At 70.7% G+C, this 24,197-nt stretch carries 21 protein-coding genes and 1 pseudogene; 11 read left to right on the top strand and 11 right to left on the bottom strand.

Going from position 1 to position 24,197, the window contains the following annotated elements:
* Positions 1 to 9 precede the first annotated feature (9 nt).
* From OIE74_RS22185 to OIE74_RS22175, 3 genes and pseudogenes are all read left to right on the top strand, one after another.
* On the top strand, positions 10 to 624 hold the full coding sequence (locus OIE74_RS22185) for a hypothetical protein (protein WP_329386340.1): 615 nt from the start codon (positions 10 to 12) through the stop codon (positions 622 to 624).
* Positions 625 to 1,327: 703 nt separating this feature from the next.
* A pseudogene (locus OIE74_RS22180) lies at positions 1,328 to 1,802 on the top strand (DinB family protein).
* A gap of 126 nt (positions 1,803 to 1,928) precedes the next feature.
* Positions 1,929 to 3,464 (top strand): CehA/McbA family metallohydrolase, encoded by a 1,536-nt coding sequence (locus OIE74_RS22175; protein WP_329386338.1) that lies wholly within the window; start codon positions 1,929 to 1,931, stop codon positions 3,462 to 3,464.
* A gap of 57 nt (positions 3,465 to 3,521) precedes the next feature.
* On the opposite strand, the gene OIE74_RS22170 is transcribed toward OIE74_RS22175, so the two are convergent.
* A complete protein-coding gene (locus tag OIE74_RS22170; RefSeq protein ID WP_329386335.1) occupies positions 3,522 to 4,028 on the bottom strand; it encodes a carboxymuconolactone decarboxylase family protein in 507 nt (168 codons plus the stop codon).
* A 254-nt stretch (positions 4,029 to 4,282) separates the two neighbouring features.
* On the opposite strand from OIE74_RS22170, the gene OIE74_RS22165 reads away from it, so the two are divergent.
* On the top strand, positions 4,283 to 7,237 hold the full coding sequence (locus tag OIE74_RS22165) for an AfsR/SARP family transcriptional regulator (protein ID WP_329386333.1): 2,955 nt from the start codon (positions 4,283 to 4,285) through the stop codon (positions 7,235 to 7,237).
* A gap of 311 nt (positions 7,238 to 7,548) precedes the next feature.
* Complete coding sequence (locus tag OIE74_RS22160; protein ID WP_329386332.1) at positions 7,549 to 7,719, top strand: sigma-like protein; 171 nt, start codon at positions 7,549 to 7,551, stop codon at positions 7,717 to 7,719.
* A gap of 227 nt (positions 7,720 to 7,946) precedes the next feature.
* On the opposite strand, the gene OIE74_RS22155 is transcribed toward OIE74_RS22160, so the two are convergent.
* Positions 7,947 to 8,453: a hypothetical protein gene (locus tag OIE74_RS22155; protein ID WP_329386330.1), complete on the bottom strand. Its 507-nt coding sequence runs from the start codon at positions 8,451 to 8,453 to the stop codon at positions 7,947 to 7,949.
* A 182-nt stretch (positions 8,454 to 8,635) separates the two neighbouring features.
* On the opposite strand from OIE74_RS22155, the gene OIE74_RS22150 reads away from it, so the two are divergent.
* Entirely contained in the window at positions 8,636 to 9,331 is a 696-nt protein-coding gene (locus OIE74_RS22150; RefSeq protein WP_329386329.1) for a hypothetical protein, read from the top strand.
* Positions 9,332 to 9,367: 36 nt separating this feature from the next.
* Here the strand turns inward: OIE74_RS22150 and OIE74_RS22145 are convergent, their stop codons facing one another.
* A complete protein-coding gene (locus OIE74_RS22145; RefSeq protein ID WP_329386327.1) occupies positions 9,368 to 11,893 on the bottom strand; it encodes an outer membrane protein assembly factor BamB family protein in 2,526 nt (841 codons plus the stop codon).
* A gap of 244 nt (positions 11,894 to 12,137) precedes the next feature.
* On the bottom strand, positions 12,138 to 12,923 hold the full coding sequence (locus OIE74_RS22140; protein WP_329386325.1) for a VOC family protein: 786 nt from the start codon (positions 12,921 to 12,923) through the stop codon (positions 12,138 to 12,140).
* Between the two features lie 338 nt (positions 12,924 to 13,261).
* On the opposite strand from OIE74_RS22140, the gene OIE74_RS22135 reads away from it, so the two are divergent.
* A complete protein-coding gene (locus tag OIE74_RS22135; RefSeq protein ID WP_329386323.1) occupies positions 13,262 to 13,909 on the top strand; it encodes a TetR family transcriptional regulator in 648 nt (215 codons plus the stop codon).
* Positions 13,910 to 14,025: 116 nt separating this feature from the next.
* On the opposite strand, the gene OIE74_RS22130 is transcribed toward OIE74_RS22135, so the two are convergent.
* Positions 14,026 to 14,604 carry a TetR/AcrR family transcriptional regulator gene (locus OIE74_RS22130; protein ID WP_329386321.1) on the bottom strand — a complete coding sequence of 193 codons (579 nt, stop codon included), beginning with the start codon at positions 14,602 to 14,604 and terminating at the stop codon, positions 14,026 to 14,028.
* 124 nt (positions 14,605 to 14,728) lie between these two features.
* On the opposite strand from OIE74_RS22130, the gene OIE74_RS22125 reads away from it, so the two are divergent.
* Positions 14,729 to 15,424, top strand: coding sequence for a pyridoxine/pyridoxamine 5'-phosphate oxidase (locus tag OIE74_RS22125; RefSeq protein ID WP_329386319.1), 696 nt, complete (start codon positions 14,729 to 14,731; stop codon positions 15,422 to 15,424).
* A 24-nt stretch (positions 15,425 to 15,448) separates the two neighbouring features.
* Here OIE74_RS22125 and OIE74_RS22120 read toward each other — a convergent pair whose 3' ends face one another.
* On the bottom strand, positions 15,449 to 15,832 hold the full coding sequence (locus OIE74_RS22120) for a winged helix-turn-helix transcriptional regulator (RefSeq protein WP_329386317.1): 384 nt from the start codon (positions 15,830 to 15,832) through the stop codon (positions 15,449 to 15,451).
* A 110-nt stretch (positions 15,833 to 15,942) separates the two neighbouring features.
* Here OIE74_RS22120 and OIE74_RS22115 point away from each other — a divergent pair, with 110 nt between their 5' ends.
* Both OIE74_RS22115 and OIE74_RS22110 read left to right on the top strand, forming a co-directional pair.
* Positions 15,943 to 16,350, top strand: coding sequence for a RidA family protein (locus OIE74_RS22115; protein ID WP_329386315.1), 408 nt, complete (start codon positions 15,943 to 15,945; stop codon positions 16,348 to 16,350).
* A 167-nt stretch (positions 16,351 to 16,517) separates the two neighbouring features.
* A complete protein-coding gene (locus OIE74_RS22110) occupies positions 16,518 to 17,699 on the top strand; it encodes a flavin-containing monooxygenase (RefSeq protein ID WP_329386313.1) in 1,182 nt (393 codons plus the stop codon).
* Here the strand turns inward: OIE74_RS22110 and OIE74_RS22105 are convergent.
* Both OIE74_RS22105 and OIE74_RS22100 read right to left on the bottom strand, forming a co-directional pair.
* On the bottom strand, positions 17,686 to 19,026 hold the full coding sequence (locus OIE74_RS22105) for an MFS transporter (RefSeq protein ID WP_329386311.1): 1,341 nt from the start codon (positions 19,024 to 19,026) through the stop codon (positions 17,686 to 17,688). The genes OIE74_RS22110 and OIE74_RS22105 overlap by 14 nt on opposite strands.
* Before the next feature lie 527 nt (positions 19,027 to 19,553).
* Positions 19,554 to 20,846: an MFS transporter gene (locus OIE74_RS22100; protein ID WP_329386309.1), complete on the bottom strand. Its 1,293-nt coding sequence runs from the start codon at positions 20,844 to 20,846 to the stop codon at positions 19,554 to 19,556.
* A 90-nt stretch (positions 20,847 to 20,936) separates the two neighbouring features.
* Between OIE74_RS22100 and OIE74_RS22095 the strand changes: the two genes are divergently transcribed.
* Positions 20,937 to 22,043: a GlxA family transcriptional regulator gene (locus OIE74_RS22095; protein WP_329392387.1), complete on the top strand. Its 1,107-nt coding sequence runs from the start codon at positions 20,937 to 20,939 to the stop codon at positions 22,041 to 22,043.
* Here OIE74_RS22095 and OIE74_RS22090 read toward each other — a convergent pair.
* The 3 genes from OIE74_RS22090 to OIE74_RS22080 form a co-directional block, all read right to left on the bottom strand.
* Positions 22,030 to 22,593: an ATP-binding protein gene (locus tag OIE74_RS22090; RefSeq protein ID WP_329386307.1), complete on the bottom strand. Its 564-nt coding sequence runs from the start codon at positions 22,591 to 22,593 to the stop codon at positions 22,030 to 22,032. The genes OIE74_RS22095 and OIE74_RS22090 overlap by 14 nt on opposite strands.
* Positions 22,594 to 23,067: 474 nt before the next feature.
* Positions 23,068 to 23,580, bottom strand: coding sequence for an EF-hand domain-containing protein (locus tag OIE74_RS22085; RefSeq protein WP_329386305.1), 513 nt, complete (start codon positions 23,578 to 23,580; stop codon positions 23,068 to 23,070).
* A gap of 99 nt (positions 23,581 to 23,679) precedes the next feature.
* Entirely contained in the window at positions 23,680 to 24,054 is a 375-nt protein-coding gene (locus tag OIE74_RS22080) for an STAS domain-containing protein (RefSeq protein WP_329386303.1), read from the bottom strand.
* Positions 24,055 to 24,197: the final 143 nt, after the last annotated feature.

Here is a 24,197-nt window from a genome sequence, read left to right as displayed (position 1 = left end):
GAGGATGCTATGTCACGGTTCACGGATTTCGATTTCGGAATCACCTGGCTTGCGGCCATGTTTCATCGAGACTGGCCCAACGAAGGCGGCGAGATCGACGTGCTGCGGGCTTTTCTATGGGATGGACAAGACCCTGCGGCAGTTCAGGCACTGCGGCACGATGCGCTGCGAACACTCGAAGGCTTGACTGCAGGGCAAATTGAGACCCTGTGGCTCGCAAGCATTCAAGGAAAATTCGACTTCACAGGAAATCTGCCCTCAGGGCGAGAATGGATACGGGTCATTCTCGAAGAATGCAAACAATGGCTTCAAGACAGATCGGATCCGAAACTCGGCGAAGTTGATTCAGATTCAGGATTCGCACTTGGCAGCGAAATAAAGGAAACCCTCGCCGATTTCTCCCATTCGAGCCTCCCGCCCCACACCGCCGAAGCACTGTGCGACTGTGCACATAACTGCTCTCCGGACCTCGCTCTGAGATTTCTGCTCAGGATTATTTCTTCCAAGGGCATGAGCATCAGCAACGCTCAGTACGCGACGCTACTTCGACTGGGAGATGATCTAGATTACGGAGAATTCTTGGTTTCCGAAGTGGAGGATTTGGTCGACCCGACCCTTGATTGACCATGGGGCGGACGGTCGACCACGTTCGGCTGCGGTCTGTCAGCCGCTGGCAATGATGGCGGGTCGCAGTACCTCCGCTTCGGATCTGTACGACCTGGGTTGTGAAGCCTGAGTACGCAAAGAAGCTCCCGAACACTCCGCGAGCTGCCCAGCCGAGCCCCTGCGAAGCCTCTCGGTGGCAAGCGGCGCGCAGCCGTCGGCGAACTCGCCGCGCGCCCCCTCGACGTGGAGCGCCTCCTCCCCGAACTGGCCGGTTTTCGCGGCACCAGCACGCGTCTGCATCCGCGTCCCGGCGCGCCGACGGTTGAGGAGAGTTCGGTCGGCGGGCCGTTCCTGTGGCCTGCGGACGAGCCGTGGCCCGTGTGCCGGGAACCGCACAAACGGCGTACGGGAGAACGGCCCACCGATGTGCGCCGTCGTCGGCGGATCCTGACCGAGGCGTGGGGACGTCCACCGGGAAGCCAGGGGCCGACCGACGATGAACGCGACATCCTCAAGTCACTGCACCGCGGTCGTCACGCGCCCTGGCTCGGCGATACGGACCCCATTCCCCTACTGGCTCTGGCTCAGCTGTACGCACGAGACGTTCCGGATCTCAAGCCGCCCGCAGGGTGCGAACGATGGCGATCCGGTGAAGACACGACGGCCGTTGTCCTCGCCGTTGGAAACGCGCGAAACCAGGCGTGGATGAGGAACCCAGCCCATGGACAACGACACCCGCGTCGACCCGCCCCGCCTCGGATCCGAGCGGGAGACCCTGCGGGGGTTTCTCGGCTATCACCGTCGCACCCTCGCCATGAAGTGCGCCGGGCTCAGTGACGAGGAGTTGCAGCGACGGGCGGTGGCGCCCTCGGCGTTGTCGCTGCTCGGGCTCGTGCGGCATATAGCCGAGGTTGAACGCGCCTGGTTCCGGCGGGTGTTCGAGGACCGTGCCGCGCCGATGATGTGGTCGCCGCCGGGGGTGGTCGATTTCCAGCTGGCGTACGACGCCAGCGCCTCCACTCGGGCCAAGGCCTTCGCCGCCTGGGAGGCCGAGGTCGAGAACGGGGCATCAGCCGCGCTGGGGCGAGGACGTGTCGCTGCGGATGGTCATGGTGCACGTCCTTCTGGAGTACGCCCGCCACAACGGCCACGCCGACCTCCTCCGCGAGGGCGTCGACGGAACGGTGGGCGCGTAAGGCGCCCCGCAGCAGGAACAATCCGCCTCCCGACCCCTTTCCCTTGTAGGGCCGTTCACGACTCAATACCAGGGTTCGAAAGCACCACTCCTGTCCCTCTCGAACCGACCCTGGGGAGCCGTCCGCATGTGTAACGACCACACGGAACACGCGATGGGCAGACGCGGTCTGCTCGTGACCGGGGCCGCCGCGGCCCTTACGTTGGGCAGCGTGAGCTTCGCGAACGCCGCACCAGGGAGCGGCAGCGGCGGTGCCTCCGGCTCCACGGAGAGCAAGACCGTCCGCGGCACCCTGCCGACCGGCTCCCCCGACTTCGTCCATCTGCCCGTCGACGTCCCCCGCGGCGTCCGTGAGATCCGCGTCGCGTACACCTACCAGCGGCCGGCCGTCCCCGCCGGTACCCAGGGCAACGCCCTCGACATCGGCATCTTCGACGAGCGCGGCACCGACCTCGGCGGCGAGGGCTTCCGGGGCTGGTCCGGCGGCGCGCGTACGGAGTTCTTCATCCGCGCCGACGAGGCGACCCCCGGCTATCTGCCCGGCCCGGTGCGGCCCGGGAAGTGGCACATCGCGCTGGGCCCGTACACCGTCGCGCCCGAAGGTCTCCCGTACGAGGTCACGATCACCCTCACGTACGGCGAACCCGGCCGCACCGTACGCCCCGTCCATCCGCCGGAGCGCGCCAAGGGGCGCGGGCGCGCCTGGTACCGGGGCGACTGTCACCTTCACTCCGTGCACTCGGACGGCCGGCGCACCCCCGCCGAGATCGCGGCGGGCGCGCGTGCCGCCGGGCTGGACTTCATCAACACCAGCGAGCACAACACCTCGTCCGCGCACGCCGCGTGGGACGGGCTGTGGGGCGACGACCTGCTCGTCCTCACCGGTGAGGAGATCACCACCCGCAACGGCCACGTCGTGGCCATCGGCATGGACGCGGGCACGTTCGTCGACTGGCGCTACCGCGCCCGCGACAACCGCTTCGGGCACTACGCCCGCGAGGTACGGAGGGCCGGCGGTCTGGTCGTGCCCGCGCACCCGCACGCCACGTGCATCGGCTGCAACTGGAAGTTCGGTTTCGGCGACGCCGACGCGGTCGAGGTGTGGAACGGCCCGTTCACCCCGGACGACGAGGTGGCCCTCGCTTCCTGGGACAACACCCTGGTGTCGTCGGCCCGTTCGGGACGCCTCTGGACCCCGGCGATGGGCAGCAGCGACGCGCACCGCGACCCCGACCCGATCGGGACCCCGCAGACGGTCGTCCTCGCCGACGACCTGTCCCGCAAGGCGATCCTGGCCGGCATCCGCGCGGGCCGGAGCTACATCGCGGAGTCGTCAGCGGTGTCCCTGGCCTTCGGCGCCTCGGGCGGTCGCGGCCGGCACGCGGGCATCGGCGAGCGGCTGCGGGTGAACGACGACGACCCGGTGACGGTACGTCTGGAGGTCACCGGCGCCCCGGCGGGCAGTTCGGCGCGCATCGTCACCGATCAGGGGACCCTGCACACCGCGGAGTTGGGCGCGTCGGGCGCGGGCACGGTGGAGTGGCGTACGACGGCCGAGTACGCGACGTACGTACGCGCCGAGGTACGCCGCCCGCCCACGGTCCCGGGCCTGCCCGGCAACTTCGTGGCGCTGACGAACCCGGTCTTCCTGGGCGGCAGTTGAGCCTGAGGTCCGGTCGGCCCCCCGCCCCCGGCGCAAGGGGGCGAGGGGCCGGCGGACTCACTGCCAGGGATCCGTGAAGGACCGGCCGGCCACCGGCTTGGCGATCCGCGCGATGGGGATGAAGAAGCCGACCTGCCCGATGGCGTTCATCAGCGTCGCGAGCGCCCTGGGCTCGTACTGCTCGGCCGCCAGCGCGTAGAGCTCGTCGGAGACGCGCTCACCGTCCGCGGACGGCTGGAGCACCGCTTCCACGAGCGCCGGCGCGGCACGCTCGGCGCTGTCGAAGTACGGCGAGTCCCGCCAGGACGCCACCGAGGTGATCTGCTCGTCCGACGCCCCGGCCTTCCGCAGGAAACCCGTGTGCAGAACGGTCAGATAGGTGCTGGCCACGATCTGGCCCGCGCGCAGGTGGACCAGGCTGATCGTCCTGCGCGGTACGGAGCCGTTGGCGACGGCCTTGAACAACGCCGCCGACACCTCCGCGAGTTCGGGGACCAGCTCCGACGGGTCCTCAGCCAGCCGCGGACCCTTCGGTGCCACCTCGGTGATCGAACGTGCCTCCATGACCGTCTCCTCAAGACTTCCCTGCCTCCGTCACCGGCGCGTTCGCCGGCGCACTCAGTGGCGCTCTCACTGCCCTGACGGATGCCGGCGCGCAGATGTGACCGATGGGCTGTCCGGATCTGGATTTACCCAGGGGGGTCGCGTCCTTTACCGTGTCGAGGGCTTGTGCAGACCCCCGCCCAAGGCTGACGCCACCACTCCGGACAAGGCAGACTGTCGGGGGCGATACCGGCAGTTCGGGGGCAGGGGAAGCTATGGACCGTGACAACGGGCCGCGCGTACCGGAGCAGCGAGCTCCGGCCGCACCCGCACCCACACCCGACACCGAGCTGCGCTTCGGCGTGCTCGGCCCCGTACGCGCCTGGCGCGGCGGCGAACCGCTGCCCTCCGGTTCGCCCCAGCAGCGCGCGCTGCTCGCCGCCCTGCTCCTGCGCGAGGGCCGTACCGCCACCGCCGGCGAACTGATCGACGCGATCTGGGGCGAGTCAGCCCCCTCGCAGGCGCTCGCCGCCGTCCGGACGTACGCCTCCCGCCTGCGCAAGATCCTCCCCGGTGTCCTGGTCAGCGAGTCCGGCGGCTATGCCCTGCGCACCAGACCCGACGCGCTGGACCTGACGATGGCTCAGGAGCTGGCCGCCGCCGCCGAGAAGGAGCGGACGGCGGGGGACCGCCAGCAGGCACGCGTGCTGATCAACAAGGCGCTGGGCCTCTGGGACGGTGAGCCGCTGGCGTCGGTCCCCGGTCCGTACGCGGAGACCGAGCGCGCCCGGCTCGACGAGTGGCGCCTCCAACTCGTGGAAGGCCGCCTGGACATCGACCTGGAACTGGGCAGGCACGCGGAGGCCGTCTCCGAACTCACCGCCCTGACCGCCGCGCAGCCGCTGCGCGAGCGTCTGCGCGAGCTGCTCATGCTCGCCCTCTACCGCAGCGGCAGGCAGGCCGAGGCACTGGCCGTGTACGCGGACACGCGCCGCCTCCTCGCCGACGAACTCGGTGTGGACCCACGTCCCGAACTCGCCAGGCTCCAGCACCGCATCCTCCAGGCGGACGCCGAACTGGCCTGCCCGGTGGAGGATGCCGCACCGGTCGCCGCCTTCACCCGGCCCGCCCAACTTCCCGCCACGGTGCCGGACTTCACCGGCCGGGAGCTGTTCGTACGGGAGCTGGGCAGGCTGCTCGCGAGCACCGAGGGTTCGGTGATGGCGGTCTCCGCGCTCGCCGGTATCGGCGGTGTGGGCAAGACGACGCTCGCCGTGCATGTCGCGCACGCGGCCCGACCGCGGTTCCCCGACGGCCAGTTGTACGTCGACCTCCAGGGCGCGGGTGCGCGCTTCGCCGAACCGGAGGCGGTGCTCGGCTCGTTCCTGCGGGCGCTCGGCACCCCCGACTCGGCGATCCCGGACTCCCTGGACGAACGCTCCGCGCTGTACCGCTCGGCGCTGGACGGCCGCCGCGTCCTGATCCTGCTCGACAACGCGCGCGACGCCGCGCAGGTACGCCCGCTGCTGCCCGGTACGGAGGGCTGCGCCGCGCTCGTCACCAGCCGGGTCCGGATGGTCGATCTGGAGGGCGCCCATCTGGTCGACCTGGACGTGATGTCGCCGGAGGAGGCGCTCCAGCTCTTCACCCGCATAGTCGGTGAGGAGCGCGTCAACTCCGAGCGTGAGGCCGCGCTGGACGTGGTCGCCGCCTGTGGATTCCTGCCGCTCGCCATCCGGATCGCCGCCTCCCGGCTGGCCTCGCGCCGCACCTGGACGGTCTCGGTGCTGGCGGCGAAGCTCGCCGACGAGCGCCGGCGGCTGGACGAACTCCAGGCGGGCGACCTGGCGGTGAAGGCGACCTTCGAGCTCGGCTACGGCCAGTTGGAGCCGGCCCAGGCCCGCGCGTTCCGGCTGCTGGGGCTGGCTGACGGGCCGGACATCTCGCTGGCGGCTGCCGCCGCCGTGCTCGATCTGCCGCTCCACAAGACCGAGGACGTGCTGGAGTCCCTGGTGGACACCTCACTGGTCGAGTCGGCGGCGCCGGGCCGCTACCGCTACCACGATCTGGTCCGGCTCTACGCGCGTGCCTGCGCGGACCGTGACGAGCAGCCGCCCACCGGGATCGACCTGGCGCTCTCCCGGCTGCTGGACTTCTATCTGGCGACCGTGGCACGGGTGTTCAGCATCGAGCGGCCGGGCGACCGGCTCAAGGACCATCTGGAGCCGACGGCGTACGACGGTCTGGTCTTCACCGACCGGAACGAGGCGCAGGACTGGCTGTACGCGGAGGCGGACTGCCTGCTGGCGTGCGCCCGGCAGGCGGCGGGCGGGGCCAGGCTGCGGGCCGCCGTCGATCTGTTGTGGGCGGCGCAGGACCTCGCCGAGTCGGGCGCCAACTCCAAGTCGTACGAGACGGCGGCCCGTTCGGCGCTCGCGGCGGCGCGCGAGGCGGGCGACGCCCGTACGGAGGGGCGGGCGCGGACCTCGATGACCAACGTCCATCTGGTGGCGGGCCGTTACGAGGACGCGGACGAGGAGGCCCAGCAGGCGGCGGCGCTGGCGGAGTCCGTACAGGACCCGGCGCCGGTCTACTGGTCGGACAACGACCGGGGCATCATCGCCTTCAACCAGGGCCGGTTCAAGGACGCCGAGGCGCATCTGTTCAAGGCGATGGAAGGCTCCCGAGCCGACGGCAACCGCCCCGGAGAGGCGAGCGCCCTGTGCAACCTCTCGCGCATCCAGCTCGCCCTCGGCCGTACGTCACGGGCCATCGCGCTGGCCGAGCAGGGCGTCGAGGTCTACGACAGCATCGGGCACACGCTGCGGCTCGCCAACGCCCGCTACGCGCTTGGCGTCGCGCTCACCCACGCCGGTCGCAACCGGGATGCGCTGGAGCAACTCGCGCAGGCGCTCGACCGGTTCGGGGCGAACCGGCAGCGGCTCTGGGAGGGCACCACCCACTTCCGCATCGCCCAGGCCCATCTGGCGGCCCGTCGGACGGCCGCCGCCGCGCAGCACGCCGAACAGGCGCTCGCGATCGGCTGCATCGGCGGCGACAGGACCCGGGCCAACGTCCTCATCACGCTGGGCAAGGCGCTGGAGAATCTGGGACAGGCGGACCGGGCGCGGGTGTGCTGGCGCGAGGCGCTGGCGCTGCACGAGGGGTCGGGCGCGGTGGAGGCGGAAGAGGTACGGGAGTTGCTCGACGCCCCGCTCAGCGCGGCGTAGGCCGTGTCTTCGAAGTAGCGCCCGAACCCGGCGCGGCCCGCGGCTTTTGGCGCGAGACGGGTTGTTCCGGTGGGGTGTCCGATGACGTACGGGGTGCCCGGCCTGGGCGTTCATCGAATGTTTATGCTCGTTCGGCATGCTCCAGTGCATATTCGATCCGTCGCCTCGGGGGGCAGACGGGTCACTTGGGACCACCACTTCCCCAGGGATGTGGGAGGTCCCCCAGGCCTTCTGCCCGGCGACCTCGGGGGAGTATCCGGGCAGAAGGCCGCCTTCGGTTCATACGCAGGGCAACCCCAAGGGGCGAAAGAATGAGCAGCAACGAGAAGAACGCGGACGAGCCGACGACGCAGGGCGACCACCACACGCCCGCGCCTCCGAAGGACACCACGACGACGCAGGGCGACCACCACACACCGGCGCCTCCGAAGGACAACGCCACGACGCTGGGTGACCACCACACGCCCGCACCGCCCAAGTAACGGCCGGGCAGGACGGGGCAGGACCGGGTGACGGTCGCGGCGGCGGGGGAGGGGAGCCGCCGCGGCCGTGCTCAGCCGGCTGGGGGCGGCTGAGCCAGGGGCCACCCGGTCCAGGGGGCGCGAAAAGACAGAAGAACGACGGCAGTCGGGACCGTTCAGGGGGCCCCGCCGACCGTCGTTCTTCTGTCTTTTCCCGCTTCTCAGGTCCCGGTCCCAGGGTCCCGGTCTCAGGTGGCGAGGCGGACGACGTTGTCGACCTTGCACTCGCCGCCGGACGCGCCGTCGTCGTTGGACAGGTCCACCGCGGTGACCTCGATGGTCTTCGTCCCGCCCGCGAGGACGTCCGGGATGCTGCCGACGGTGTTGCCGACCGTCGCGCCGGCCGAGTCGGTGAAGTCGACCGTGAACGAGTACGAGTACTCCACGGAACCGCTGTTGTTGGCGGTGACCTCGGCGACGAAGCCGCGGGCGGTGTCGTACTTGCAGCTGTCAATGGTGAGATCGCGGCCGGCGTCGGCCGTACTGCCGCCCGTCACGGAGCCCCCGGTCGTGGAGGAGCCCGACGAGCCGCTGTCGTAATCGTCGTCGTAGTCACTGTCCGAGTGGCTGCCTCCGCTGCTACCGCTGCTTGAGCTGCTGCTGGAACAGCCGCCGCCGCTGGAGCCGCGTGCGCCGGTCAGCGCGACGATGGCGATGCCGAAGACGGCTATCGCGCGGACATGGCGGATCTTCACTTCAACCCCCGTTGAAAATGGTGTGGTTCGTCATGATTAGCGCCCTTTTGTCGAGCGCATGTCACCCTAGCAGGATGTGAGCGGGCTCCCTGCACGGGACCAAATCTGGCGGCCCCTGGTTCCCGGGCGTAGCGTCGAAATTGGAAAGTTGTGCTCTGCACGCTCATCCAAGGAGGCCGGCGATGGTCCGCAACATCATCGGGTCGGTCCTCGCCGTCATCGGTGCCGCCGGGGCCGTGGCGAGCCCGTTCCAGGCCTGGTACAACGGCCGGCACGGCCGGGACTACCGCGTCGAGGACCTGTTCAACGGCATCACCGGCACCAGTTCCGACCTGTGGGTCTCACTGTTTCTGCCGCTCGTTTTCGCCGCTCTGGTCACCCTTGTGGGACTGGTGCTGCGTTCACGGCTGCTGGTGGCGCTCTCCGGGCTGATCGTGCTCGGGTTCACCGTCCTGTGGATGGTGCGGCAGGGACAGGACACCGGGAGCCTGACGCTGGACGGCGACGGAAACGGCATCGGTCTCGGCGTCCTCGCCGCGCTGGGCGGAGGGGCGCTGCTGCTGATCGCGGCGGCGGTGATGAGCGGCCGGCGGCACCGCGGAGACGGCCGCGGCGGTCATCGGTACATGGGGCGGGAGCAGTACAGGGACGTGGAACAGCGGCCGTACGAGCCGTACGAGCCGTACGAGCCCAATGAAACGTACGAGCCGTACGAGACGTACGAACCGCACGAGTCCTACGGGGAGCAGCGGCCCGCCGGCCCACCCGCGGCGGGGAGCACCGAGGCGCACGCCTGGCCGCCCGAGCGGCAGACCTGGGACACCAGGGAGCAACCGTGGGCACCGCCGCCACCGGACGACACCGGCCGCCGCCGGTGAGGGAGTTGGCGGGTCAGCGGTGAGGGAGTTGGCGGGTCAGCGATTGCCGCGGCCCGTGGCCGTCCCCTTGATCGCGTCCAGCGCGTACACACAGCGGTCCTTGCTGCACGCGTACACCACTCCCCCGCGTGCCACCGGCGAGCCCGTGATCTCGCCGCCCGTCGCCAGCTTCCAGCGGAGCTGTCCCCCGCCGGCGTCCAGCGTGTAAAGGACATGGTCGGCCGAGCCGAAGTGCAGTCTGCCGTCGGCCACGACGGGGGCACCGACGACCTCGCCGCCCGCCGCGAAGCGCCACTTGGGCGTACCGGCCACCGCGTCGAGCGTGTAGAGCGCGCTGCCGCTGCCCACGTGTACGTTCCCGGCCGTGACCAGGACCGGTTCGAGCGACTGGCGGGCCTCGGTGGCGATGCGCCAGCGGTCCTTGCCGGTGGTGGCGTCCAGCGCGTACACCGTGCCGAGATAGTCCGCGAGATACACGCCGCCACCGGTCACGGCGGGGCCCGGCGCGAAGGCGGGCGGCGAGAGGAAGACCGCGGGCGCCTCGAAGTGCCAGCGCACATGCCCGCTCGCGATGTCGATCGACAGCACGCGGGTGCCGGCGGAGACGTAGACGCAGCCGTCCGGCGCGGGCACCAGGCGAATCGGTACGCCACCGCAGGACGCGCCGTCGCCGATGGGGTACGACCAGCGCTCGCTGCCGGTGCGCGCGTCGAGCGCCCTGAGACGGGCGTTCTGCCATACGTACACCGTGCCGTCGAAGATCGCGGGCCCGGCCTCCGGTGTCTCGAAGTCGGTCTGGGCGCCGCTGACTTCCCACAGCTTCTCGCCGTTGGACGCCTCCCACGCCTGGACCCCGCCGCCGCGCGTACCGGTGACGACGGTGCCCCGGTCGGTCTTGAGTGAGTACACCCACGCGTCGGTCTGGAGCCGCCAGCGCTCGGTGCCGTCCGTGCCGTCGAGCGCGTACAGCGTGGGGCCGTCGGAGGCGTGGATACGGCCTCCGGCGACGGCCATCGCCCAGGCAACGTCGCGGGTCTTGAACTGCCGGCGACCGCTGCCGACGTCCAGCGCGTGCACCTCGAACGACGTGACGTAGAGCAGATCGCCGTCGACGACGGGGGTGCCCCAGACGTCGTTGGACATCCGGAAGCGCCAGGGCCGCCAGCGGCCGGGGGCCGCGCCGCCGTCGGGGACGGGCGCCGGTGCGGTCATCGGCGCCCCGGCGGGGGCCTGGAGGGCGCTGGTGGGAGGCAGCTCGCCGCCGGGCAGCCCGGTTGTCAGCCCGGCGGGCGGGCGGATCCAGCCGGTGGCCGGTCCCGCGTCGGCGGATGCGGCGCCGGCGCCACGGCGGTCGGCGGCGCGGGGGCCCGGGCCGATCGGGACCGGGGAGCCGGAGAGCCTGACGGGACCGCCGGGGCCCGGTACGGCAGCCGCGGGCACGGGGGCGCCGCCCCGGCCACCGCCCTGCTGCCCCTGACCGGCGTGCCCCTGACCTGCGCCATGACCGCCCTGATTGCCGCCATGACCGCCCTGCCCGCCCTGCCCGTCGCCGTCGCGGCGCCACGCGGAATCCCAGTCGGGCGAGTGCGCGGGCGGCGGCGGCTGGTGGGACGGCGGCGGCGGTACGGGCGGACGCGCGGCAGCGGCGGCAGCCGCCGCGTTGACGCGCCCGCCGCCCCGCCGTTCCTCGATCATCTCGGTGGCGGACGCGGGCAGCCAGGCCGAAGCCGTACCGCTGTCGTCGCTGCCGGAGGCGAACAGATGCGGCGCGAGCTGCGACTGGAGATCGGCGGGTGACGGGCGCTGGGTGGCGTCCATCTGCATGCACGACTCGATGAGCGGGCGCAGCTCCTCGGGCAGCCCCTCCAGATTCGGGCCCTCGCGCAGCAGCATGAAGACCGTCTCGACGGGGTTGGCCCCGTGGAACGGCGCGTGCCCGGTGGCGGCGAAGACGAGGGTGGAGCCGAGCGAGAATACGTCGCTGGCGCCCGTGACGCTGCGGGAGTCGCGCGCCTGCTCGGGCGACATGTACGCCGGGGTGCCGACGGCCACGTTGGTCATGGTCAGCCGGGTGTTGGAGACGCCGGACGCGATACCGAAGTCGATGACGCGCGGCCCGTCCTCCACCACCAGCACGTTCGACGGCTTGAGGTCACGGTGGACCAGGCCTTCGCCGTGGATGGACTGGAGCGCCTCGGCGATACCGGCGGCCAGCCAGCGCACGCCCTGCGCGGGCAGCGGCCCGCACCGGTTGACCATCTCTTCGAGCGAGGGCGCGGGCACATAGGCGGTCGCGAGCCACGGCACGGCGGCCCGGGGGTCGGCGTCGACCACGGCGGCCGTGTAGAAGCCGCTGACCGCGCGGGCGGCCTCCACCTCGCGGGTGAACCGGACGCGGAACAGCTGGTCCTCGGCGAGCTCGGTGCGCACCGTCTTGATCGCCACGCGCCGGCCCGAGGCCGATCGCGCGAGATAGACGAGACCCATGCCGCCGGCTCCGAGGCGTCCGAGCACCTCGAAGGGCCCGATGCGTCTCGGATCGTGCTGCGTCAGCTGCTCCACTTGCCTGCCACCTCCCCGTACGGGCCACCAAGGTACGGCCCCCTGCCCCCTGATTCTTCCTGTCTGGCGCGTTGGTTGCGAACCCGGGGGCGGATCGGGGTGTCTCACCCCGATTCGGACAGGAAATGAGCGAACAGCCTCCTACGGAGTGAGTATCACGTCCGTATGAGTCGTGACGCGTACCGGCCAAGCCGGGTTGCTTCCGCTTCCCGGCGCGGGAGTTGTCTCACAGAGCGGTCGGGCTCTACGCCGCGGCCGGCTCCGCCAGAACGGCGAACACCGCGCCCTGGTTGTCCGCGAGGACGGCGATCCGGCCGTACGGGGTGTCGGCGGCGGACTCCCTGATCCGGCCTCCCAGCCGTACGGTCTCGGCGACCGTCTCGTCGCAGTCCGCCACGGAGAAGTAAACGAGGAAATGCCCCGGCATCTCCTTGGGAAATGCCTCGGTGATGACACTTCGCCCGCCGATCGCGCTGTCGGTGCCCGGCTCGGATCCCGCCGGGGACCAGGTGCGGAAGTCGGCCGGTTCGTCCGGGAGATCCTTCCCGAGGAAGCCGAATACCGACTCGTAGAAGAGGTCGACGCTCTCCTTGTCCCTCGTATAGACCTCTGTCCAGCAGAAAGATCCGGGCTCACCCTGCTTTTCGAACCCGGAGTACGCGCCGGGCTGCCAGACGCCGAAGACCGCGCCGCCGGGATCGACACCCTGCGCCATCGTGCCGTACGGCCCCACAGACGTCGGATCCCGCACCATTCCGCCGCCGGCCTCCTTGATTCGCGAACTGAGCGCGGTGGCGTCCGATGTCGCGAAATAGACGCCCCAGGCGGTCGGCATACGCCCGTCCTGCTTCGCGGCGAGAGCGGCCACTCGCTTTCCGTCACTGAAAGCATTCGTGTAGTACCCGTATGCCGCACCGCCGTCCGCGCCGAATGTCCAGCCGAACAGCTCGCCGTAGAAACGCTTGCCCGCCTGGACGTCGGGAAGCGACACATCCACCCAGCAGGGCGTGCCTTCCGCGAATGCGGCCATGAGCCCGGATCCTTCCTGCGTGTGCGCACCGCCCAGGGGTGCACCTTCCGGCCACGCTAATGGCGCATTCCGGCGGGCGCAGGGCGGGACAAATCGAACAATTGACTAATTGTCTCCCCGTGAGGGCTTGTGCGCATTGAGTTGTCCACCACGGTTGTCCACAGGCTGTTGATAACACTATTCCTGGTCACGGGGCTCCGGCCGAACCTCTTCCCGCCCTCTTCCGGCTTCCTTCCGGCCCACTTCCGGCCCACTTCCGACCCCCCGCGATCAGCGGCCGGATCCCCATTTGCAGTCGGCCGAATCGCGCTCCGATCACCCCTCGGTAAGCTGACGGCATGACAGGACAAGTACGTACCGTCGACGGCCGTGTGGCCGGTCGGCGCGGCCAGGCGACGCGGCAGAAGCTGCTCGACTGCCTCAGCGAGATGCTCAGCACCTCGCCATATCGGGACGTCAAAGTCATCGACGTGGCCCGGAAGGCAGGCACTTCACCCGCGACCTTCTATCAGTACTTCCCGGACGTCGAGGGCGCTGTCCTTGAGATCGCCGAGGAAATGGCCAAGGAGGGTGCCGGATTGACCGACTTGGTCTCCGGCCGCTCCTGGGCCGGTAAAGCAGGACGCCAGACCGCGGAAGAACTCGTGGAGGGATTCCTCGACTTCTGGCGCAAGAACGACGCGATCCTCAGGGTCATCGATCTCGGCGCCGCCGAGGGCGACAAGCGGTTCTACAAGATCCGCATGAAGATCTTGAGTTCGGTCACCAACTCCCTTACGGATTCCGTGAAGGAGCTCCAGTCCAAAGGCAGGGTCGACAAGGACGTCAACCCCGCCGCGATGGCCGGCTCACTGGTCGTCATGCTCGCCGCCGTGGCCGGGCATCAGAAGGGCTTCCAGACCTGGGGTGTGAAGCAGGCCGAACTGAAGCCGAACCTCTCCTTGTTGGTCCATCTGGGCATCACGGGCAAGAAACCGGCGAAGTAGCCGCGCCCACGGGGCACGGTGCGGGCGTGCCCTTCCCTCCGTCCTGTCACGCCGGCGGCGGATCAGACAACTGATCCCCGCCGGCGCTCCCGTCTCACGGATCTCTCAGGGACGCCTCACGGACCGGACGGCAGCACCCGCTCCACGAGGCCGCCGATCAGCCGCTCGGCCTCCTCCTCCGAGAAGACACCGGGCAGCGTGAGCCGCTCCACCACCAGCCAGTTGACGGCCAGATAGATCATCTTGACCGCGTCGGCGTCACCGGGGAGCCCGGACGCCAGATGGTTCCTGACGTTCTCCTCGACGTCCTCGGCCACGCGCGCGGTCAGTACGGCACGCAGCTCGGGCCGCCGGGTGGCCTCCAGCCGCAGTTCGAGCAGAGCGAGAAACCCGGTCCGGAACGCGGCGACCCGCTCCACCACCAGCCGTACCAACTCCGCCGTCCGCTCCCGCGTGTTGGGCCCGGCGAGCATCCTCGCGGCGGCGGCGTCGTCCGGGATCAGCCGCTCGTAGATACGGTGGCCGACCTGGTTGAGCAGTTCGTCCCGGCTGGTGAAGTAGTTGGACGCCGTCCCCTTGGGTACGCCGGCCTCGGCGTCGACGGCCCGGAAGGTCAGCCCACGGGCCCCCTCACGGGCGAGCACTTCGATGGCGGCGTCGACGAGCGCGGAACGACGGGCCAGGTTCTGTCGCATCGGGGCGGTCACACCTTCTCTGTTGACACCACTCCATGTGTAGTACTACACCCTAAGTGGCGGCAGACCCCGGCCGTCGGCCTTCATCAGGCGGATGCCCCCGCCCGCGCTGTTGAATGGGCCCATGAGCGACGTGAGCGAGGAGCAGCGGGCGTTCCGCTCGGTTCTGCGGGATCTGCGGGTCTGGGAGAGCGGTCTGGCCGGGTTCGACACCGGGGACGTGCCCGATCTGCCGCTGGTGCTGTTCCAGCGGTGGTTCGTCGAGGCGGCCGGGGCCGGGCAGGCCGAGCCGCACGCCATGGCGCTCGCGACCGTCGACGGCGAGGGGCGGCCCGACGTACGCACCCTGCTGCTGCACGACGCCGACGAGCGCGGCTGGCACTTCGCCACGCACGCCACCAGCGCGAAGGGCCGGCAGCTGGCGGCCCGCCCGTGGGCGGCGCTCGGGTTCTACTGGCCCGCGCAGGGGCGGCAGGTGCGGGTGCGGGGTGCGGTGAGCGCCGCCGGGGAGGACGAGAGCCGGGCGGATCTGGCCGTACGGTCCACCGGTGCGCTGGCCGCGGCTCTCACCGGGCGACAGAGTGAAGTGCTGGGCTCCGCCGAGGAGTTGGCGCGCGCCTCGCACGCGGCGTGGCAGCGGGCGCAGGCCGAGCGGGACGCGCCCGTGCCGACGTGGAGGCGGTACGTGCTGGCGGCCGACGAGGTCGAGTTCTTCCAGGGCGACACCGAGCGCCGGCATGTACGGCTGCGCTACCGCCGCGCGGACCCGGCCACGACGGACGGCGGCGCCGGCTGGTCGCGCGAGCTCCTCTGGCCGTAGACCGCGCCCCGCGGATCCGGCCCCTCAGACGGTTTCGAAGCGGTCGCGGGAGGACTCGATGTGGCCGATGTACCGGTGGGTCCAGTCGCACATCCGGTCGACCGTCTCCCGCAGGGCAAGGCCGGGCTCGGTGAGGGTGTACTCGACCTTCGGCGGCACCGTGGGATGCACCGTGCGCTCGACCAGGCCGTTGCGCTCCAGCATGCGCAGGTTCTGGGTGAGCATCTTGTGGCTGATGCCGTCGACCTCGTTCCGCACCTCGCCGAACCGCAGGGTGCCTTCGCCCAGCGCCTCGATGATCAACAGCGCCCACTTGTTGGCGACGTCCGAGAAGATCTCCCGCGCCAGCGAGTCCGCGCGGGAGAGATCCGCGTCCTCGGGTGTGCCGCTGAGCTGCTTGGTTCCCATCAGGTTCCCCAGTCACCAAAAAGTGCGTTCTTCCATGTCAGAGCTCACTCTCTTACGGTTTCCGAGTAACCGCAAGAGACCGTGCACAGCAACAGAAAGCAGGCAGCAGCATGGCCATCAACCTGGTGAACCCCACCGGACTTCCGCAGATCGACGCCTACCACCAGGTTGCCGTCGCGACCGTGTCGAAGCTGGTCTTCCTGGCCGGGCAGGTCTCCTGGGACGCCGACGGGACCACGGTCGGCGAGGGCGACCTCGCCGCCCAGGTGGAGCAGTGCTACCTCAACGTCGCCACCGCCCTCGCCGGGGCCGGCGCCACCTTCGAGAACGTGGCGAAAGTGACCGTCTACGTCGTCGACTGGACCCCGGACAAGATGCCCCTCTTCCTGGAGGGAGCCGCCCGCGCGTCCGCGAAGCTCGGGCTCGCCCCCGTACCGGCGGCCACGCTGGTGGGCGTGGCGGCGCTCGACGTACCCGAGCATCTGGTGGAGATCGAGGCGACGGCCGTGCTCGACTGATCCCGGGAGGAGCCTTCCGGGAAGCACCCTGCGGGCGTCGGATTCACGCCGCTTTCACCGCGGATTCAGCCTCTGCGCGCAGGACTTACCCGGACGTAACCCATTCGTAATCGATTCCCATCTTGACCGAGACCCAACAAGTGCTCGCTCGATTACGCTCAGCTCTCATGGCCAGCGACATCGACCTCACCAACGACCGTCCCGTGTACGTCATCGGCGGCGGCCCAGGCGGTCTCGCCGCCGCGGCGGCGCTTCGCGCGCAGGGCGTACGAGCAGTCGTACTGGAGAAGTCCGAGGCCGTCGGGACCTCCTGGCGCCGGCACTACGACCGGCTCCATCTCCACACCACCCGCAAGCTGTCCGCGCTGCCGGGCCTCCCGATGCCGCGGTCCTTCGGCCGCTGGGTCTCGCGCGATCAGATGGTCCGCTATCTGGAGAAGTACGCGGAGTTCCACGGTCTGGAGATCGTGACCGGTGTCGAGATCACCGGCATCGAGCGTTCGGCGGACGGCGAGAGCTGGCTGCTGCACGGGACCGGCGGCCGGGAGCTGACCGGGAGCGCCGTCGTCGTCGCCACCGGCTACAGCCACACCCCGCGGGTGCCGTCCTGGCCGGGGGCGGAGGCGTACGGCGGGAAACTGCTGCACGCGAGCGAGTACCGCAACCCCGCCCCGTACAAGGGGAAGGACATCCTGGTCGTCGGCGTCGGCAACACGGGCGCGGAGATCGCGGTCGACCTGGTGGAGGGCGGCGCGGCGCGCGTACGGCTCGCGATCCGCACGGTCCCGCACATCGTGCGCCGTTCCACCCTCGGCTGGCCCGCGCAGCGCACCGGCATGCTGGTCCGGCGGCTGCCGACGCGGCTGGTCGACCGGGCGGGCGAGCTCATGTGCAAGATCGCGGTGCCCGATCTCGCGGCCCAGGGACTGCCGCGTCCCGACACCGGGCTGTACTCACGGGTGCGCGAGGGCGCCATCCCGGTGCAGGACGTGGGGTTGATCGCGGCGGTGCGGGACGGCCGGGTCGAACCGGTCGCGGCGGTCGAGTCGTTCGACGGCGACAAGGTGGTGCTGGCGGACGGTTCGCGGATCTCGCCGGACGCGGTGATCGCGGCGACGGGCTACCGCCGGGGCCTGGAGGGCCTGGTGGGCCACCTCGGCGTACTGAACGAGCGCGGGCTCCCCGTGGTGCGGGGCGGGCGGACGTCCGAGCGGGCGCCGGGGCTCTACTTCACGGGCTTCACGAATCCGATCAGCGGGATGCTGCGCGAGCTGTCGATGGACGCGGAGCGGATAGCGAAGGCGATCAAGTCCCGGGCGCTCAAGTCCCCGGCGCTCAAGGGGCGTTGAGGAGGTCCGCCGACTCGGCCTTCGTACGGCTCCTGATCAGCAGAGCCATCAGCGCCGCCGCCGCGCACAGCGCGCCCGAGGCGTACCAGACCGTGTTGTACGAGCCGGTGACATCGCGCGCGATGCCGCCCGCGAACGCGACGACCCCGGCGCCGATCTGGTGCGAGGCGAGCACCCAGCCGAAGACGATCGCGCTGTCGGCGCCGTAGTACTCGCGGCACAGGGCGATCGTCGGCGGGACGGTCGCGACCCAGTCCAGGCCGTAGAAGACGATGAAGAACAGCATCGGCGGCCGGACGTCCGGGGCGAGCAGCATCGGCAGGAAGAGCAGCGAGACGCCGCGCAGCGCGTAGTAGACGGCGAGCAGCCGGCGCGCGTCGAAGCGGTCGGTGAACCAGCCCGAGGCGATCGTCCCGATGATGTCGAAGACACCGATCACGGCGAGGAGCGAGGCGGCGGCCGTGACCGGCATGCCGTGGTCGTGCGCGGCGGGGATGAAGTGCGTCTTGATCAGGCCGTTCGTGGAGGCCCCGCAGATCGCGAACGTCCCCGCGAGCAGCCAGAACGGGCCGGTGCGGGCGGCCCGGAACAGGACGGTGACGGCCCGCCGCGCGGCGCCGGTGACGGGGGGCGGCTTGGGCTTGAACTCCTCGGAGCCGTACGGCGGAAGCCCCACGTCCGCCGGGTGGTCGCGCAGCAGGAGCCAGACGAACGGGACGACGACGAGCGCGGACATCGCGACGGTGATGGAGGCGGGGCGCCAGCCGTGGTTCTGCACGAGCCAGGAGAGCAGGGGCAGGAACACCAGCTGCCCGGAGGCGCCGGCCGCGGTGAGGATGCCGGTGACGAGTCCGCGCCGGGCGACGAACCAGCGGTCGGTGACGGTGGCGGCGAAGGCCAGGGCCATCGAGCCGGTGCCGAGGCCGACCAGGATGCCCCAGTAGAGGACCATCTGCCAGGCGGCGGTCATGACGACGGTGAGCGCGGACCCGGTCGCGATGACGGTGAGCGCGACGGCGACGACCCGGCGTATCCCGAACCGGTCCATGAGCGCGGCGGCGAACGGGGCGGTCAGCCCGTAGAGGGCGAGATTGACCGAGACGGCGAACCCGATCTCGCCGCGCGACCAGCCGAACTCCGAGTGCAGCGGGTCGATGAGCAGTCCGGGCAGCGAGGCGAAGGCGGCGGCGCCGATGATCGTCACAAAGGTAACGGCAGCGACGAACCAGGCCCGGTGGATACGGGGCCGGAGCCGGGGCCGGTGGTTCGGAGGCGTGGCGGGGCCCTGGGCGGGGGTCTCGGCTGTCTGTGTCACGCCAAGAAGCATCCGCCCCACGGACGCCGCGCACGAGCGGCCCGAAGGACAGCGCCCAATAGGATCGGGCCACCCGAAGCCCCGAACTCGGCACGGCGCCCTACGACGGACAGGCGTGGGGCGCGCGTCGCCCGCCGGAAGCGGAGGGGCCGAAGGCTTGTTGCCGCGTGCGACCACAGGGCGGTATCTCCCACGAGAGCCGACGCCCAGGCGCCCTGAACCAGGAGGCACCGCCGTCCGCCCGCAAGGCAGGCCCGCGTAGCGGCCCATGTCCCGTGGGCGCGGGGCGCATCCGAAGGGTCGCGGCGCCGCGGGGCTGACGGGGCTTTCCGGACCCGGCCTGGAGGGCGCCCGCGAAGTAGCGTCGTCCGCCCACAGGACGAGGCTCGCGCCCGCCGCGCAGCGGCCGACGGCTCGTTGGCGCGTGCGACCGCACGGCGGAGGATCGCCCTCGTACTGGGCGCACTTGGGCCACTCCGACAACGCCGCAAGCATGCATGCCAGGCACCCCGGCCAGGCAGGGCTTTCCGGACGCGCCCCTAGGCCGGTGACTTCCGCGGCCGGGGGGTCGGCGGTGGGGCGCCCGTCGGTGTGGGTGGGCGGGGGGCGCGGGGGAGGTCGCGGATCGGGCGGGACGCGAACAGCGCTCCGCAGACCAGGACGTTCACCACCGCCCCGCCCACCAGCACCTCGTGCGTGCCGACCGCCTCCGCCACCGGACCCGCCAGCGCGCGGCCGACCGCCAGCATGATCAGGGAGCCCGCCACGTCGTACGCGTGCAGCCGGTTCAGTGCCTCCGGCGGGATCATCGTCTGGACCGTCGTGGACCACATCACCAGCCAGAACGCCAGAGCCACCCCGCCCACGAAGAACCCGGCGGCCAGCAGCGGCAGCGGGACGTCGTACGCAAGCACCAGCAGGTTCGCGGCGACCGCGAGCAGCGCGACCGTCCCCGCGAACAGCGGTCTGGCGGGCCGCAGCCGCAGCGCCAGCAGCCCGCCCGCCACATTGCCCGCGCCGTGGACGGTCATCATCAGACCGAACATGGCCGAGCTGTGCCGCTCGGTGACCACCACCGCCTCCAGCGGGACCATCGGCCCGAGCACCGTGACGCCGTACACCGACCAGACCGCGATCACGCCCCACAGCCAGGACCGGGCCCGGAACTCCCGCCAGCCGCCGATCAGTTCGGTGAGCATCGTGTCGCCGCGCACCGGCTTCATGGTCGCCATCCGGACCAGGAAGAGACACAGGCCGCTGATACCGAACGTGGCCGCGTTCACCGCGAAGATCGTGCCGGGTCCGCCGAAGCCGGCCAGCGCGCCCGCCGCGGCCGGACCCGCCATCGTCGCCAGGGACTCGGTGACCCGCAGCACCGCGTTGCCGCGCTGTACGTCGGGCGAGAGCACGGGCAGCATGCTGGCCACGCCCGGCTGGAAGAGCGCGGCGCCGAGCCCGTTGACCGCGCTCAGCGCGTACACGAGCCAGAGCGGCGGCGCTCCCCCGGCGAAGAGGACCGCCAGGGCCGCTGTCCCGAACAGCCGCGTCACATCGGCGAGAACCATCATCCGGCGCGGGGTGAACCGGTCCGCGAGCACCCCGCCGAAGAGTACGAATCCGGCGAAGCAGGCCATCCACGCACCGAGTGCGAAACTGACGGACGACGCCCCGTGTCCGGCGTCGAGCAGCCCGGCGGCGAGCGCGACGGGCACCATGCCGTCGCCGAAGCGCGCCACTGTCCTGGCCAGGAAGAAGAGCCGGAAGTTACGGTTCCACAGCGGCGTCCCGGCCGGGCCGGGAATGGCGGGGTCCCTCGGGCGCTTAACAGTCACAGGGCTGACAGATATCAAGTACTGGTCTGGACCTCCAGGGGTTTCCGTATGACGGACGACACAGACCACCGGCACGGGAGGGGCGGGACGATGACGGAGTGCGGTTCGGGGAACGGGAACACTCCCGGGAGCGGCGGCGACCGGCCGCGCCACCGCGTCGTGGTCCTCGCCCTCGACGGGGTCCTCCCCTTCGAACTGGGCATCCCCCAGCGGATCTTCGGCCGCGCCAAGAGCCCCGACGGCGCCCCGCTGTACGACGTGATCACCTGCTCGGTCCGCCCGCCGGGCCCGGTCCGTACGAACGCGGACTTCGACATCCTTGTGACGAGCGGCCCCGAGGCCATCGCCACCGCCGACACGGTGCTGGTCCCCGCCTCGTACGAACTCGGCCCGGTCCACGAGGAGGGCAGGCTCACCGACGAACTCAGCGCCGCCTTCTCGTACTTGCGCCCCGGCACCCGCATGGTCTCCATCTGCACGGGCAGTTACGTGCTCGCCGCCGCCGGATTCCTCGACGGGCGGCCCGCCTCCACCCACTGGTCGTCGGCCGCGCACTTCCAGCGGACCTTCCCCCGGATCAAGGTCGACGCGGACGTGCTCTTCATCGACGACGGCGATGTCCTGACCTCGGCCGGGGTCGCCGCCGGGATCGATCTCTGTCTGCACATCGTGCGCCGCGACCACGGCACGGCGATCGCCAACGACGTGGCGCGGCATACGGTCGTACCCCCGCACCGGGACGGCGGCCAGGCCCAGTACATCCAACGCCCGGTCCCGGAAGCCCAGTTGGCGACCACCACCAAGGCGAGGGCCTGGGCGCTCGCCCGGCTCCACGAACCGATCCAGCTGCGGGACATGGCGGAGCAGGAGTCGATGTCCGTGCGTACGTTCACGCGCCGCTTCCGTGAGGAGGCGGGGATCAGCCCCGGACAGTGGCTGGTCCTGCAACGGGTCGAGCGGGCGCGGTATCTGCTGGAGTCGACGGACCTCTCCGTCGACCAGATCGCGAAGGACGCGGGATTCGGTACGGCGCAGTCCATGCGCCAGCATCTCCAGGCGGCGCTCGGTGTCGCGCCGACCGTCTACCGCCGGACCTTCCGCGCCGTCCCCGGGCAGCGGACGCCGACGATCGACGGCGCCCGGAACGGCGACAATTCCCGGAACGGCAGCGGGGCGGCGGCGCTCAGGCCTGTGTGACGGCCTTCGACGAGCCGTCGGCGGGGCGGTCCACGTCCACGGGCCGCCCGGTCGTCACCGGCAACTCGACCGCGTACCGCCCGATCCCGTCGTTCCGCCCCTGTGCCCGCACGGCCGCCGACGGCTCGTACTCCGCGCTCCCGTCCGGCTCACAGCGGTCCACCTCGCACCAGATGCGCTTGCCCGAGCCTTCCGGCTGCCAGCCCCACCGGTCGGCGAGCCCGTCGACCAGTTCCAGGCCCCGCCCGTTGGTGTCCCCGCCCTGCGCATGGCGCGGATGGGGCGGTCGCGCACTGGTGTCGGCGACCTCGACCCGTACGGTCCCGGCCTCGACGGCCCCCGAGCCGAAGAGCATCCGCAGCACGGCCGGACAGCCCGTGTGCACCACCGCGTTGGTGACGAGCTCGGAGATCAGCAGGATCAGCGTCTCCGCCAGCGGCTCGTCGTCGTTCATTCCGGAACCAATGAGCCGCGAACGCGCCCATCGACGGGCCCGGCCGACCTCCGCCGGATCGGCCCCGACCTCCAACTGCACCTGAAGTACCTGCACCGCTCACACCATCCGAACCGGCGGGCACATCGCCTCGCGCCTCGACAAGGTCCACGACAAGGTCACAGAACGTGATTCCCTTGTGGGACAGCATGGTTGACGTACAGTCACCGCAACAAGCGCTTCGGGCATATTCCAACGCGAAGGAGTACGCGTGAGGCATACTGTGCGACGCGCTCTGCGGGAAGTCGAACAAGGACGCTTCGGGCGCCTTCGAACGGCGCGATCGGCAGGCATTCGCCGGTCCGGCGTCGCCGTACCGGCCACACCGGATCCGTCTCGTCCCACCGAAACTCGCACCCGAGCGAGCGTACCGGAGCCTGCCGCCGACTGCGGCCCGTGACGGTCGCCGGAAGGACACAACCCGGTATCGACATGTGCGCGCGCTCCCTCGTCACGCATGGTGACGCTCTCCGGTGCGGCCCGGCCGCGGCTCCTCCGCAGCTCCGGGCGGCCGGCCCGGTGCCCCTCGCTTTAGGGCTCCGGCGTCACGTAGTACTCGGCGAACGCCGTCAGGATCTCCTCCTCGGAGATCCGGCCGTCACCGTCCGCGTCCAGCGCCCGCGCGGCCTCCCCCGCCCTCGCCTGCTCCGTGCCGAGCACGAGCAGCACGCGCTCGGCCGCGGCGGGCGTGACACCGCCGCCGTCCTCGTCCGCGATGGCGATCACCGCGTGCAGGAAGGGCCGGGCGATCTCGGCGAAGCGCTTGGGGCTGTCGCGCAGTCTCTTCGCCGCGCCGGTGATGAATTCCTGCCGGGTGACCCGCTGGTCACCGTCGACGTCGGCGATACCCGCCATGCCCTGCCAGAAGGCCTCGGCCCCGTTGTAGAGGTTCTGCCCCTTCTCGGATCGTGCGGTGACGCCGAACTCCGCGAGCAGTGCCGCTGCCGCTCCGCTGAAGTCCTCGCGGTCGATGTAGCCGTTGCCGTCCTGGTCGAAGGCGGCGAATCGGGAGGCGATCTTGCCCTCGTACTCTGCGCTGTCCATGACTGGGAGCGTACGACGCCGGGGGGCCACCGTGTGGTGGCTTCACGTCTGTCCGGTGGACATGAACGGCGCCCGACCAGTGCCTTGGCCGTGACCGGCCTATGCCGACAGGGGCTGGGCCTCCTCGTCGACGGCCTCGGAGACGTCCGAGTAGACCTCGAAGAGACGGCGCACGCCGAGAGCCGCGAGGACGCGGTTGACATGCGAGCCCTCCTCCGCGCCCTGGGCGGGCAGGATGAGGTGGAGCCGGCCCTGGCAGGAACGCAACAACTTGCGGGAGGCGATGAGCACGCCGACGCCGCTGGAGTCGCAGAAGAACACCCCGGACAGGTCGAGCACCAGCTCACGGCGGCCGGCGGCGACCGCGTCGTGGACGTGCTGGCGGACCACGGGCGAGGTCACGAGATCCAGTTCTCCGGTGATGCGCAGCACGGTCCACAGGCCGTGCTCGTCCTTGTCCACCTTGAGCGTCACGCCTGGACCTTCCCTGGAGATCGTCCTTCTTCCTCGCGGCTGCCCCTGTGACCACCGATGAAACACAACGGACACCGGAGCCGGGGAAATTCCTTATCATCTCGGACGGCCTTCGGGGGCGCACTTGACGCAAAGGGGCGCAC

This window comes from Streptomyces sp. NBC_01716 (genome assembly GCF_036248275.1).
Lineage (GTDB): Bacteria > Actinomycetota > Actinomycetes > Streptomycetales > Streptomycetaceae > Streptomyces.
Note: the sequence above shows the minus strand (reverse complement) of the source record. Positions and strands in the feature narration are given on the sequence as shown.

Coding starts and splice junctions, on each gene's coding strand:
- OIE74_RS22165 (WP_329386333.1), top strand. CDS start 4,283: ATGGACCGTGACAACGGGCCGCGCGTACCGGAGCAGCGAGCTCCGGCC.
- OIE74_RS22170 (WP_329386335.1), bottom strand. CDS start 4,028: ATGGAGGCACGTTCGATCACCGAGGTGGCACCGAAGGGTCCGCGGCTG.
- OIE74_RS22095 (WP_329392387.1), top strand. CDS start 20,937: ATGACGGAGTGCGGTTCGGGGAACGGGAACACTCCCGGGAGCGGCGGC.
- OIE74_RS22115 (WP_329386315.1), top strand. CDS start 15,943: ATGGCCATCAACCTGGTGAACCCCACCGGACTTCCGCAGATCGACGCC.
- OIE74_RS22135 (WP_329386323.1), top strand. CDS start 13,262: ATGACAGGACAAGTACGTACCGTCGACGGCCGTGTGGCCGGTCGGCGC.
- OIE74_RS22160 (WP_329386332.1), top strand. CDS start 7,549: ATGAGCAGCAACGAGAAGAACGCGGACGAGCCGACGACGCAGGGCGAC.
- OIE74_RS22130 (WP_329386321.1), bottom strand. CDS start 14,604: ATGCGACAGAACCTGGCCCGTCGTTCCGCGCTCGTCGACGCCGCCATC.
- OIE74_RS22175 (WP_329386338.1), top strand. CDS start 1,929: ATGTGTAACGACCACACGGAACACGCGATGGGCAGACGCGGTCTGCTC.
- OIE74_RS22120 (WP_329386317.1), bottom strand. CDS start 15,832: ATGGGAACCAAGCAGCTCAGCGGCACACCCGAGGACGCGGATCTCTCC.
- OIE74_RS22185 (WP_329386340.1), top strand. CDS start 10: ATGTCACGGTTCACGGATTTCGATTTCGGAATCACCTGGCTTGCGGCC.
- OIE74_RS22085 (WP_329386305.1), bottom strand. CDS start 23,580: ATGGACAGCGCAGAGTACGAGGGCAAGATCGCCTCCCGATTCGCCGCC.
- OIE74_RS22110 (WP_329386313.1), top strand. CDS start 16,518: ATGGCCAGCGACATCGACCTCACCAACGACCGTCCCGTGTACGTCATC.
- OIE74_RS22105 (WP_329386311.1), bottom strand. CDS start 19,026: ATGCTTCTTGGCGTGACACAGACAGCCGAGACCCCCGCCCAGGGCCCC.
- OIE74_RS22140 (WP_329386325.1), bottom strand. CDS start 12,923: ATGGCCGCATTCGCGGAAGGCACGCCCTGCTGGGTGGATGTGTCGCTT.
- OIE74_RS22125 (WP_329386319.1), top strand. CDS start 14,729: ATGAGCGACGTGAGCGAGGAGCAGCGGGCGTTCCGCTCGGTTCTGCGG.
- OIE74_RS22150 (WP_329386329.1), top strand. CDS start 8,636: ATGGTCCGCAACATCATCGGGTCGGTCCTCGCCGTCATCGGTGCCGCC.